This window comes from Cytobacillus sp., assembly GCF_032154635.1.
GTDB lineage: Bacteria > Bacillota > Bacilli > Bacillales > Cytobacillaceae > Cytobacillus.
On record NZ_JALDXW010000003.1, the window covers coordinates 49,332 to 61,958 of the forward strand.

The 12,627-nt window shown below is 38.3% G+C and carries 14 protein-coding genes; 8 read left to right on the forward strand and 6 right to left on the reverse strand.

What is annotated here, in order from left to right; all coding sequences use genetic code 11:
- Position 1: 1 nt before the first annotated feature.
- Entirely contained in the window at positions 2 to 733 is a 732-nt protein-coding gene (locus RUH74_RS03615; protein ID WP_313798891.1) for a lantibiotic immunity ABC transporter MutE/EpiE family permease subunit, read from the reverse strand.
- A gap of 1 nt (position 734) precedes the next feature.
- Complete coding sequence (locus RUH74_RS03620; protein WP_313798892.1) at positions 735 to 1,442, reverse strand: lantibiotic protection ABC transporter ATP-binding protein; 708 nt, start codon at positions 1,440 to 1,442, stop codon at positions 735 to 737.
- A gap of 287 nt (positions 1,443 to 1,729) precedes the next feature.
- On the opposite strand from RUH74_RS03620, the gene RUH74_RS03625 reads away from it, so the two are divergent.
- The 4 genes from RUH74_RS03625 to RUH74_RS03640 all read left to right on the forward strand — a co-directional run bounded on the left by RUH74_RS03625 (position 1,730) and on the right by RUH74_RS03640 (position 5,317).
- On the forward strand, positions 1,730 to 2,398 hold the full coding sequence (locus RUH74_RS03625) for a hypothetical protein (RefSeq protein WP_313798893.1): 669 nt from the start codon (positions 1,730 to 1,732) through the stop codon (positions 2,396 to 2,398).
- Positions 2,399 to 2,449: 51 nt separating this feature from the next.
- On the forward strand, positions 2,450 to 3,976 hold the full coding sequence (locus tag RUH74_RS03630) for a glycine betaine uptake BCCT transporter (RefSeq protein WP_313798894.1): 1,527 nt from the start codon (positions 2,450 to 2,452) through the stop codon (positions 3,974 to 3,976).
- A gap of 207 nt (positions 3,977 to 4,183) precedes the next feature.
- Complete coding sequence (locus RUH74_RS03635) at positions 4,184 to 4,474, forward strand: TIGR04104 family putative zinc finger protein (protein WP_313798895.1); 291 nt, start codon at positions 4,184 to 4,186, stop codon at positions 4,472 to 4,474.
- Positions 4,475 to 4,573: 99 nt separating this feature from the next.
- Positions 4,574 to 5,317, forward strand: coding sequence for a GNAT family N-acetyltransferase (locus RUH74_RS03640; RefSeq protein WP_313798896.1), 744 nt, complete (start codon positions 4,574 to 4,576; stop codon positions 5,315 to 5,317).
- Between the two features lie 108 nt (positions 5,318 to 5,425).
- Here the strand turns inward: RUH74_RS03640 and RUH74_RS03645 are convergent, their stop codons facing one another.
- Together RUH74_RS03645 and RUH74_RS03650 are read right to left on the reverse strand one after the other, a co-directional pair.
- Entirely contained in the window at positions 5,426 to 6,490 is a 1,065-nt protein-coding gene (locus RUH74_RS03645; protein WP_313798897.1) for a saccharopine dehydrogenase family protein, read from the reverse strand.
- A 64-nt stretch (positions 6,491 to 6,554) separates the two neighbouring features.
- Complete coding sequence (locus RUH74_RS03650; RefSeq protein WP_313798898.1) at positions 6,555 to 7,001, reverse strand: MarR family winged helix-turn-helix transcriptional regulator; 447 nt, start codon at positions 6,999 to 7,001, stop codon at positions 6,555 to 6,557.
- Between the two features lie 319 nt (positions 7,002 to 7,320).
- On the opposite strand from RUH74_RS03650, the gene RUH74_RS03655 reads away from it, so the two are divergent.
- The 4 genes from RUH74_RS03655 to RUH74_RS03670 all read left to right on the forward strand — a co-directional run bounded on the left by RUH74_RS03655 (position 7,321) and on the right by RUH74_RS03670 (position 10,553).
- The gene (locus tag RUH74_RS03655; RefSeq protein WP_313798899.1) at positions 7,321 to 7,722 is read left to right on the forward strand and encodes an Rrf2 family transcriptional regulator; all 402 of its coding nucleotides are present in this window, start codon (positions 7,321 to 7,323) and stop codon (positions 7,720 to 7,722) included.
- Positions 7,723 to 7,864: 142 nt separating this feature from the next.
- The gene (locus RUH74_RS03660) at positions 7,865 to 8,770 is read left to right on the forward strand and encodes an NAD(P)/FAD-dependent oxidoreductase (RefSeq protein ID WP_313798900.1); all 906 of its coding nucleotides are present in this window, start codon (positions 7,865 to 7,867) and stop codon (positions 8,768 to 8,770) included.
- Between the two features lie 140 nt (positions 8,771 to 8,910).
- Entirely contained in the window at positions 8,911 to 9,213 is a 303-nt protein-coding gene (locus RUH74_RS03665) for an ArsR/SmtB family transcription factor (protein ID WP_313798901.1), read from the forward strand.
- Positions 9,214 to 9,371: 158 nt separating this feature from the next.
- Positions 9,372 to 10,553 carry an MFS transporter gene (locus RUH74_RS03670; protein ID WP_313798902.1) on the forward strand — a complete coding sequence of 394 codons (1,182 nt, stop codon included), beginning with the start codon at positions 9,372 to 9,374 and terminating at the stop codon, positions 10,551 to 10,553.
- A gap of 160 nt (positions 10,554 to 10,713) precedes the next feature.
- Here RUH74_RS03670 and RUH74_RS03675 read toward each other — a convergent pair whose 3' ends face one another.
- Positions 10,714 to 11,985, reverse strand: a complete 1,272-nt coding sequence (locus RUH74_RS03675) for an MFS transporter (protein WP_313798903.1) — start codon at positions 11,983 to 11,985, stop codon at positions 10,714 to 10,716.
- Between the two features lie 18 nt (positions 11,986 to 12,003).
- On the reverse strand, positions 12,004 to 12,429 hold the full coding sequence (locus tag RUH74_RS03680) for a MarR family winged helix-turn-helix transcriptional regulator (RefSeq protein WP_313798904.1): 426 nt from the start codon (positions 12,427 to 12,429) through the stop codon (positions 12,004 to 12,006).
- Between the last annotated feature and the right edge of the window lie 198 nt (positions 12,430 to 12,627).

Below are 12,627 nucleotides of genomic sequence, written 5' to 3' on the forward strand. Positions count from 1 at the left end.
CTTACTTCGCCTCCCGGTTCTGGAAGGGCAGCATTGTCAGGATGGACAGGATGATGAATAGTCCGAGCGTAATCAACACTCCTGGCAGAATGACGCCTTTTTCCAGCAGAGGATCTCCTTCTGGAACGGGCAGTCCATTAGGCAGCACACCGATAACGGCACACATTAACCGGGAAGGGATGGCATAGGGAGCTGCCCACCAAAAAGCAGTGGTCGCAAAAAGGATGTTACAGGCCACATTCCCCAGTAGATTAATGATCAGTGTTGCAAACATGCCGATTCGGTCGATAAGAAACAGACAGAAAGGAATTTGCCACAAAAAGGTAAGGAAAAGGAGCATACTGGCTAAGGTGCTTTCTGCCAATGACAGATTTGCACCAAAAATGATACCTCCAAGGATGCTGCCGACCCATAGGACGATGGAGGAAATCAGGAGAAGGCATACAACGGTACCAATTTTGCCGAGCCAGATTAGTCCTGGGTGAATAGGGAGCCCGAGGATGGCCCGGTAATTCAATTTTTTTCGATCCTTCTGGATGACCCCTGAACAGATCAGCGTTAAAGCCCCTGGGAGCAATAACGTATACCACCAGTTATAGGTTCCGCTCTGGAAGAACGATCCGGCCATGAGCCCGGCACACAGCAGCATGGTTAGCAGAGGGGCCATCCAGCTCAATTTTTTCGTAAACGTTCTTTTCGTTTTTAAATATTCAGCGTAAATATAGGTATGCATCTTATTCTCCTCCTTTCCGGTGCTCGCTGACGATTTGCATGAATAATGCTTCTAAATCCTCGCTAGGGTTTACTTTAGCTTGATAAGCGAGTATGCCCCCAGCAATAATCCCGATATGATCGGCCGTTTGCTGGACCTCGGCCAGCATATGGCTAGACAGAATAACCGTGATTCCCTGCTTCGGGAAAGAGCGAATCAGCTCCCGCTGCTTTTGGATGCCAAGTGGGTCGAGGCCGTTGGTCGGCTCGTCAAGAATCAGCAGCTTGGGATTGTTCAGTAGGGCAATGGCGATGCCAAGCCGCTGCTTCATTCCCATAGAGAATTGCCCGGCACGTTTTTTTCCTGTATCCCTCAAGTCAACGATATTCAAAACCTCATTTATTCGTGAGTCTGGTAAGCCGAGGAGTGTTGTACGAACCTTAAGATTCTCTCTTGCTGTTAGATTCTCGTAGAGTGGAGGCGATTCAATCAGGGCACCAATATGGAATAAGTCCTTGCGTAACCAAGGCTTTCCCTGAAACAGAATTTCACCGGAGGTTGGGCGCAGCATACCAGTCAGCATCTTGAGCGTTGTGGACTTTCCGGCGCCGTTAGGACCGAGCAGCCCGTAAACAGAATTCTTGGGAATGGAGAGGGAGAGGTCACTCACCGCTCGCTGGCCTCCAAAGCTTTTACATAAGTTATGTGTTTGTAAGATCATTTTTTTCATTGGTTCTCATCCTTTTCTTTCGTTTCTGAAACCTACTTTACAAGCTAATTCTAAGAATTCTATAAGGATTTCAAAAAAGAAAGCATCTCGGAACGATAAAACAATTTAAAGTCCGCAAACGAAGATTATATTTTTGATGTTAAAAATCAAAATTCATTCATATAACATGAAGGGGTGGGGAAATTTAGTATCATGCAGAATGAATGGTTAATAAAGGATTCAGCTCAAGCATTCATATGAAACAATAAATGTTTTTGCGGAGGAAACTGGTAAAGGGGAGTTAAAACATGAAACTATATCAAGTAAGAAAAGGACAATTTGTATATTTTAACAATGAGTTGCACAAGGTATATTCTGTAAAACCAGTGTACAAACAGTCCATCCATCTTATTAAGCTTAAAGATTTAACACAGCATTTAACAACTGCCTCAAAAATTGAATTATATAAACCCAAACAGCTTGATAGCTTTATTTTCAATCATAAGGCTTATACACTTCACCAGGATAAAAAAGCTGGGGAAGGGGACTATATTTTAATTACGAATCCAAGTCCAGATTACCTGGATCACTATTCATTACATGAAATTGAAATTGTATCGTCTGTTGAAACCAAAGGAGTGATCACAACTAAGTTTAATGGAGTCAAGCATAGTGAATATTTACTGATGGTTCCGGGTCGTGAAAATGGCAGTCACCCTATAGATTTTCTAGATAAAAATATTACAGATAGTGGTTTAACGAGCAACGATTCTGATCAACCTGCAAAAAGTACCCAAGGGGAAATGCCGAATATTGGTGATGTTTATAAAAAACGGGGTGGGAATCATTCCATTGAAGCGATGGTGGTTGCCATCAACGGCGAAACAGTCTTTTTGGGGAACAATTTAGAACTCTCCTTAAATGAGTTAAACGATAGTGAACGATGGGAGTTTCAATATAGTCTCCTAGAGGATTGACAATAGATAAGAGGCATGACATGAACAGCAAGAGCCTGAAAGGTGGATTTGATGAAGAAAGTAACGATTGTTTTTACGATATCAATTATCATTGCTGTTTTATTTATTCTCTGGGGTGCCCTTGCACCCAATAATCTTGCAAGTGTAACAGGGAATATCCAAACATTTCTTCAAACAAATTTTGGCTGGTTTTATCTTTTAGTAGCGAGTGTCATCTTGCTCTTGGCGATCTACTTAATCTTCTCTAAATATGGAAATATAAAACTTGGCAGGGACGACGAAAAGCCAGAGTATGATCTCATCAGTTGGTTTGCCATGTTATTCAGCGCTGGAATGGGCATTGGGATTGTTTTCTATGGCGTAGCCGAACCATTACAGGATTATATGGCCCCGCCTTATGGAGATCCCGGTACAAAGCAGGCCGCAAATGATGCCATGCGGTATTCCTTCTTACATTGGGGGCTCCATCCTTGGGGAATTTATGCCGTGATGGCCCTTGCCTTAGCTTATTTTAAATTTAGAAAAGGGGCACCCGGATTAATTAGTGCTACATTTTATCCCTTATTAGGAGATCGGGTAAAAGGGTGGATAGGCAATCTCATTGATATTATTGCTGTTTTTGCAACGATTTTTGGTGTCGCCACATCATTAGGTCTTGGAGCAGTACAAATTAATGGCGGTTTACATTTTATCTTTCCTACCATCCCAAAAACCATTGTTATTCAAAGTATTATTATTGCTATTGTTACAGTATTATTTATCCTGTCATCTATATCTGGGTTAGGACGTGGAATAAAATGGCTAAGCAACTCGAATGTCATCGTTGCTATTATTTTGATGCTATTTTTATTATTTGCGGGCAATACAGGTTTCTTGCTAGATTATTTTACAACGACCCTCGGAAGCTATATCCAAAAGTTGCCGGAGATGAGTTTGAACATTTCGCCATTTGACGAGCAGCACAGCAAGTGGATGCAAAGCTGGACACTTTTTTATTGGGCCTGGTGGATTGCCTGGGCTCCATTTGTAGGGACATTTATCGCCCGCGTTTCAAGGGGGCGTACAATACGTGAGTTTATTATAGGGGTATTAATTGTTCCAACCATTTTCTGTACATTATGGTTTTCCATTTTTGGCGGCTCGGGCATATACTTAGAACGGATCATGCATGTAAACCTCGGAGACGTAATTAACACAAAAGGTATCGAAGTATCGTTATTTGCTGTATTGGCGCATTTCCCGTGGAGCACATTTACTTCTATATTAGCGATTATACTTATTAGTACATTTTTTATAACTTCGGCAGACTCAGCAACCTTTGTTCTAGGTATGCAAACGACAAATGGAAGTCTAAATCCTCCAAACATCACTAAAATTGTATGGGGAATCCTTGTATCTGCAGCCGCATTGGTCCTGCTTTGGTCCGGTGGATTGACCGCTCTGCAAACGGCGTCAATTATCGCTGCCTTCCCTTTTGCGTTCATCCTAATCTTTATGATGTTCTCGTTAATTAAATCCTTTAAAGAAGAGATAAAAATAAGAAAAAGAATAGAACGGAAAACAAAGCAGGTGCAGTAAAATGTTAAACCGTCTGATGAAATCTCCATCAGACGGTTTTCCTGTGTGGACTTTAGAGGGGAAGTAATAAGAGAATACTTAGAAAATTATGTTAAAATGAAGATGAGGTTGTTAGGAAATATACGCAAATGTACGGAGAGAATAATTCAATTAGATTATAAGGAAACCAAATCGCATATCTAAAAAGGAAGTGTGGTGATGTAAGCAATGCAAACATGTAAAAACTGCAACAGGCAATTTAGTTGGAGCAAAATATATAAATCTTTTTGGAAGGGCTATGAACCAATTGAATGTGAAAACTGTCATACTGAACATAGAATACTAGTTCGTGGAAGGGTAGTATTTGTATCTTTGACTATCTTGCCCATGTTAGTATTTGGATTTTTCCTTTCCCCCTTTGATCATGCGTTTGCAACAATTGGTGTAGGATTTGCTATTTTGCTATTCGGTTCTTTTTTTACACCATACCTTGTGAAATACAAAAAAATAGATCAGTAATCATTACTTCTGCAATTTAACAGAGTAAGGTTGCATTCGAAGCTTGACTTTCACTTTGGTTCATTAGCTAAAGAATTTGTGATAGAAAGGAAACGGAAAGTGAATAACACTTTAGGAGTAAAAATTCTTGATGGGACACCCAATTACTTTGTTATAGAGGATATCGGACAGCTATCCTCTATAAGAGACTTTGATAAACTTCTGCAAGAGATGATGGAATATGTAATTGAGAAGGGAATACAATCTGTATCGATCGTATTAAACGAAAAAGAAGCTGCGAACACTGATTATCTTGATCTGCTAGGCACTTTCGATTTTTGGCAGCAAGAAACTCAATATTTTTATAAACGAGAGCTGACTTCTTTTAATGAGTACAGAGGGGGAGAATCCATTGAAATAAAATCGTTTGAACAAATAACCGCGGATTTATTTATAGAGGCTTGGCAAAAAACGAGGAAAGGGACGCTAAATGCTTCTTCGACCCTTTCCGTTGAAAAAGAATTTATAGGAATGAAATCCGAATTGGGCCTCGATTATGCCAAAAGTTGTCTGACTGCATTTATTGACAATAAACTGATAGGCATTACAATGCCTCACATCGAACGGGGAACCGTAGATGAGGGCAGACTATTTTATTTTGGGTTACTCCCCGAGTATCGTGGAAAAGGCTGGGGTTCAACTCTTCACAAACTGTCCTTGCATCTCCTAAAAAAAATGGGGGCTGCATATTACATTGGGGCAACTGGATATAAAAATATCCCCATGCAGCGCATTTTTCAAGCGAATGGTTGTCAAATATTCGAAAAGAAATTCACCTTTAGATTGAACAGACATTTTGTTTAAGCTCTGTAGAATCGATAATGTGTCATTAGTGTGGTATTGGATTGGCGTAATTCTGTAGCAAGCATTACGCTCTTTCTTGCATACCGGATATTTCTCATCTCTATTTGTCTATGCATCTAGTATTTTTTCATCAAATGAGAGGATGTCTTTTAAATCAGTAAATAAATCAGTAGGCTGGAACAGTTCTTCCATATGAAATACACCTGGTGGAGTATGGCATGCATAAACATTTTTCGCTACATACGCCGCAACTTTTCCTGTTGCAACAAATTCTTTTTCGCCGCGAATTGCCCCTTGATAGCGTACTTTCTGACCGTTCAACTGCCCTTTAACATCTACCTTTGCTACATATATTTCTGATCCCCGCTGCGATTTTTCAAAGAGATCTACTACCTTTTTCCGGATCAAGGGATGCTTTATCCACTGTAACAACCCTAAACGTTTTAAACTTGCTAGTAAACTTGTCACCATTGCTGAATCAAAACAAAGACGAGTGGATACAGAAGGAAGACCCAATGTCTGTGGCAAAACGTGTTGATCAGAAAAGTTGAACCGGAAAGCTTTCTTTGTTCCTAATCTCTCTGAAAAATCGATCCTCTTACCATCCGAGAAACTAGTAACTTGTTTTCTATGTCCTTGCTCAAAGACTGAAAAATCAGCATTCAAATGATCCACTGTCCACTCAATTGCTGCACGTCCATGCGTTTCCCCTAAACCTAACAAAATATAAATATCTGCAGAATCAACCTGATCCAATTGATTCTTTCCCTGTTTCACTAGCATGTTGGTGATTCCAGGTGCCAACCCGACACTAAGGATAACTGTCGATTCCGCAGGACGAATCTCTTGTATTTTTGACATCACAGAATAATCAGCTGTAATATCAATATAATCAACCTGATGATTTACACACGAATGAACAAATTCTGTATTTTGTAAGTCCAAGCACATGACAACCATAGAAACATCACGAAAAAAGTCACCAGCGATCGGTTCATTTACGTCAAGTTGTAGCGGTAGCACTTTCCTCCCTGTACGAACTGAGAACTGTTCTGCCTTCTGGAAGCTACGTCCAGCAGCGTACACCTTATATGGATAAAGCTTTCCTAATTCATCGCAGATCACTTTGCCAACCTGGCCATACCCACCAACCACAATAATTTTTTCTTTCAATCAAATCCCCCCTAACTTTACACGGCTTAAGTAGTTTAGTAGCTAAACTAAAAGAGTAAAAAAATTACTTTCGTAAGTGAGTACACAATTTCTCTATACACTTCTCAAAAATCTCAATCTCTTGATCAGTTAATTGCGAACGCAATTCACGATAGAAATGTAAGCGGACCTCTTCGTGGGCTCGAAAGGCACTTATCCCTTTTGGGGTCAAAGATACAATCACACTTCTTGAATCGGCTGGATTTGGAGTTCGTACCACTAAGTTCTTTTCTTCTAAACGGACAATAATTTGCGTAATGGCTCCTTTGGTTACTTGAAGTCGATTAGCGAGTTCACTCATTAGCACACCTTTTTCAACGCCAATCGCATCAATAGTATGAATCTCACTCGGTGTCAAAGGTCCCGCCTCTCCAAACGTGTGTGGATGTTTTTCTAAACGTTGGAGCAGCATCATTAATTGGCCAAGATTCTGGCTGCCTGACTTTGTTTGATCTACTATTTTTTGATCCATATTTTGTTCACTCCAATCTACTCATGATCATTTTCACTTGGTTAACATAAAGTAATAAACGCATTATAAAAATAGCTTGTAGAATGATTAGCATAAAAAATACGAATGTCACATGGATGCACCTGTTTTTAGTTTAGTTACTAAACCTTTTAGAGTCAAGAAAATAGTTACGAAAATGAACTCGTATGGAAAAACAATCTCTTAGTTTGTGTATATTTTGGAATAATCCTGCCAGCCTAAAGGAGCGTTATTTGACGATGCTATTTTATATAAGTTATTATGGATAAATAAAGTCGTTTAATAAGGTAGATGATATAGTATGAAGTACTCAAAGGCAACAAACTATGCCCTTCACACCATGCTCTTTCTAGTAGCTGCTACTCCGAATAAACCTATTGGTGTGCAGAAGCTGGCGGAGCAGCAAGACGTTTCACCTACGTATCTTTCCAAAGTATTAACGAAGCTAGTCAAGGCGGGGATGATTGAATCAGTATCAGGGGTCAATGGCGGGTATAGGTTAAAGCGGAATTGGGAAGATGTTTCGTTCCTTGATATTATTCAAGCCATTGAAGGGAATGCCTCCTTGTTCGATTGTAGCTTGGATCATGGACCGGAATGTTTGATTCAGCGGGTAGTGCTAGAGGCAGAAGAAAAAATGGAAGAACATTTGCGTAATCAGACAATGTCTGAGCTAGCAAAAAAAATAAAGATAGTTTTGTAAAAATTATCTTTTTTTAAATTAATTATAGATATTATAGATCTACAAAGGTTGAATTATCTGTATAGTTAGCACTCATTTTTGTGTGTCATTCCTGAGACGAAATAAAAAGGATCAAATCATTAACAAGTAAAGGATGGGAGAAATGGAAATGTTTGAATGTATCATTGTGGGTGCAGGTCCAGCTGGATTAAGCTCCAGTTTAACTTTAGGAAGGGCTAGAAGAAAAATTGCTGTATTTGACGATGGAACGAATCGGAATAGCGTAACACATGAGTCACATGGATTTATTACTCGAGATGGGATTAAGCCACAAGAATTTAAAGAAATCGGGCTAAAGGAATTGGAGAATTATCCTTCCGTATCTTATTTCAATACAACAATTACTGAAATAATCAGGGATATTGGTAATGACAGATTCATTGTTAAATCAAAGGATGGGCAGGAATTTATTACAGAAAAGATGATGTTAGCGACGGGGATTCAAGAGATATTTCCTATTGAAAATATAAGAAATTATTATGGTAAAAGCCTATTTAGCTGCCCGTATTGTGATGGCTGGGAGCTAAGGGATAAGCCATTAATTATAATAGCTGAAAAAGAAGAGCATGCACTTCATATGGCTAAATTAATTTATAATTGGTCGAAAGATTTAGTTGTTTTAACAAATGGAGCTGAACTATCTAAAGAAGGAATTCAAGAGTTACACAAACACAATATCCAAATAATATCGGAGCCGATAAAAAATTTAATTGGAGATGACGGTTATCTACAAAAGATTGAATTTGTATCAGGAGAAACGATCATGAGAACAGGCGGGTTTGTTGTTCCATCTTTTTATCGCCCCAATCAATTTGCTGAGATGCTTGGGTGTGAAATACAAGAAAATGGAGCAGTTGTAACAGATGGTGCGGGTCGAACAACTATAAAACATGTATATATTGCGGGAGAAACAGAAAAATCAGGCCCCTCATCATTAATAATTTCTGCTGCCGATGGCAATAAAGCTGCCGTTTCCATCAATACTGATTTTACTATGGAACGTTATTGATTTAGTCGTAACGGCTTTTTCATATGTAACAACGAGTACGAACGTTCATGCGAGTATTTAAGAAATACGAAACAGCATAGAACATATTTATCAAGAATCAATGTATTGACATATCGGAATATAACGATATAATAAACCTCATGGAACCAATTGAAATCTTCAAAGCTCTATCAAATGAATCAAGGCTGCAAATTTTGCAATGGCTGAAGGAGCCAGATCGTCATTTTACACCCCATGAAGGGATTGATATGAACACAACAGGGGTATGTGTTAGTCAAATAACAGATAAATTGAAAATGACACAATCGACTGCTTCCCAATACCTCACCATACTTTTAAGAGCTGGTCTTATTAAGGCGGAGCGAATAGGAAAGTATACGTATTACAAAAGAGATGAGAATGCCGTTGAAAAAATTGCTGACATTCTAAAAAAAGAAATATGATATTGATTGAGGGGAATTGAGTTTAATATTTCAAAAAAATAAACATCTCTAGATGTTTATTTTTACGGCATACAAATCGACATATTGCGATTTGTTAATTTTAAACCATACAAATCGATAATTCTCGATATGTAAATATAATCAAGGAGTGAACGAGGATGTCCAACACTTGGAAAATTTATATTTTAGCAATTATCAGTTTTTTAGTAGGAACTTCAGAGTACATTATTTCTGGTATTTTAGACAATATTGCTCATACACTTGGGATAACTTTAGCTGCTGCAGGCCAGTTAATTACGATCTTTTCCCTTGTTTACGCTATTTTCACACCAATTCTCATGGCATTGACCGCAAGGATGGATAGACGCAAGCTAATGATGTATTCACTCTTTTTGTTTGTTATAGGAAATATCCTAGCGTATGTCCTGCCTGGCTATGGCTGGTTTATTGTGGCAAGAGTCATGATGGCATTAGGCGCAGGTATAGTTGTTGTCACTTCATTAGCCATTGCATCCAAGATTGCACCAGAAGGTAAACAGGGGAGTGCAATCGCTACTGTAGTCATGGGCTTTACTGCTTCGCTTATTATTGGTGTTCCCATTGGAAGAATGATAGCCGAAGCATTTGGCTGGAAATCTGTATTTGGTGCAATTGCCTTATTAGGATTACTAGCAATGATGGTTTTATATTTTATTCTTCCCCATATAGAAGGAGATCGGCCGGTACCTTTATCTAAACAGTTTTCTCTTTTTAGGAAACGAAAAGTTGCGATTGGATTGTCCATCACTTTTTTCTGGCTAGGTGGGTATTCTATTGTTTATACGTATCTATCACCATACCTCCTTACGATTTCAGGGATAAGTGACAAGTTGCTAAGTGGCTTTTTACTTATATTTGGAATAGCAAGTTTGGTAGGGTCAAAGTTTGGGGGATATAGTACCGATCGAAGGGGAGTGTCCTTTACACTAATTGGCGGAATGGTGTTACATATCATCATGCTGGTTTTGCTGTCAATCGTAACCAACTCCTATTTCGGCGTGTTGATCATACTAATACTATGGTCGTTTGCTGCATGGTCTACTGGCCCGACACAACAATATCACTTAGCTACAATAGAACCAGAATTTTCGGGTGTATTGCTAGGCATTAATCAGTCAATGATGCAATTAGCCATGGCCGTAGGTGCGGGAGTAGGAGGTATTTTTGTAGAAAAGGTATCACTGGCTTCCATTACCTGGATAGGGGCATTGGGTGTTGCAATCGCTATGATTGCTTCTTTGATAGCTTCCCGTACAAATGCTAAACAGAAATCATCGAATAGAAAAGAAATCATTCAGTAATACAGATCTAATAGATTCCCTTTAGCCATAGAACAGAATAAAGACTTGTCATTGAGGTAGAAAGATTTCATAAGAATATATGGTTTCTTTGTAGAAGAAATAAATGAGGTTTCTTCAGAGAAAGGCTTAATTCAAAACCAGAATTAAGCCCTTTCTCACTCTACTGCATATTATTTATTTTTTCAGGTTCAGGAAGCATGAAACTCATTAAGGCTGCTCCGAGTAACAAAATGATGGCAGAATAAAAGGCCATGTTATAGTTGCCGGAAATATTAAATAATAATCCTGGTAAATATGCGCCTAGTGCAGATCCAATTTGATGACTAAAGAATAGCCAGCCTAAAATGAATCCTAATAACTGTCGATTAAAAAAATAGGTTGCTAACATTTGTGTAGGAGCAACTGTTGCAAAATCAACAATACCAAAGGATATAGCAATAATGATTAAAAATGAAGGATTGTTAACAAAGAACGTTAAGAATTCATTATTACTGATGAAAATGGCAAGTACGATTAAGGTAAGTGTTCTACCAATATATAAATATGTAAGAAATTTTCTGTTGCTCCACCGATCAGAAATTACCCCGGATACTAATGTCCCCACAATATTGAAGGCAGCTAAAAGACTGACAGCTGAGCTTATTACACCAGTATTAAAACCACACAACTGAGCAAAAGGGATGAGATGAGTATCCATCAGTCCTGTAGTTGTATATCCACATATGAAAAAGGGTAATATAAGAAACCAGAAATGGCGTTTCTGAAGAATTTGCCAAAATGATAACTTTTTATTCTGAAAGTTACGATCATCATCTTCCTTGTTGGCAATGCCGCCAATTGGCTTTAATTTTTTATCGGAAGGTTTATTACGTAAAAAAACCAATCCAATAGGAAAAACAACGAGCATTAATAATAACCCTAATAAAGTGACGGTTAATTGCCAATTGTACAAGTGTATTAGGAAGAGAGAAGCAGGTACTAGAAGGAGCTGACCAGCACCAAATCCAGCTTCCATGATCCCAAAAGCAAGTCCACGTTTTTTGTTAAACCAATTTGTTACTGCAACAGAGGCAGCTACATTAGATGCTCCACCAACACCAAAAGAAACGATAATTCCATACAAAATAAACAGCTGCCAAGGAGAAGTTGCCCAGTTGCATAGAAATATACCAATGCCTACAAGAAGTGTGCTAAAGGATAAAATAACTCGAACACCAAATCGGTCAACAAGCTTTCCAACTAAAGGCTGGGATAATCCATAAACAATAAAGCTTAGTGCAGAAATAAGAGAAATAGAGCCTCTGTCCAAATTAAATTCATTTTCCCATGGTTCAATAAAGGCACCAAAGGATAAACGAATTCCCTGTACAGCTAATAAAATTAAGAATATTATTAATAATATTACCCAAGCATAATGAAACTTAAATCTCATAGAAAATTCCTTTCTGATCTAACCTTCATGGTTTAATCCTAGTTTGGTAAGTACTTTTTTAAAAACTTCAATCTCATCCTCATTAAACCCCTGCTTTACCGTATCATTAACCTCATCCATGGCCTTATTTAACGGAAGTTCTAGTTCCTTTCCTTTTTGAGTAAGGTATATTAAATTAATTCTCCTATCCGCAGGATCTTGGCGCCTTTCAATAAGTCCATTTTGAACTAATCTGTCTACTATTGGCGTTATGGTTGATCCGTCCAAAAGTAGTCTTTTTGCTAAGTCAATACTTTTTTGCCCGTCTTTTTCCCAAAGCAAATGCAATATTGTGAATTGCACTGGGGTAAGTCCAAATTCACTTAATCTCTCTTTTCCTCTGTGGGATACCTTGTGAAATGTTTTACCTAACAAAAAGCAAAGACAATCTTCAATTTTTTCCATTTAGAATCTCTCCCTCTAAAATAGGTATTTTCGATGTGTATATCATAGCATAAAAATAATTGGTGCACCAATTATTTGTGCACTGTTTTTTATCTGTAGATTAAAGGAAGAGATTCGATAACTTTTCAAAGCATGCTTACTTCGCAAGGAAGAGAGCAGTTATAAGTATTTCATGAATAAACATGTGGTAGCAGTGCT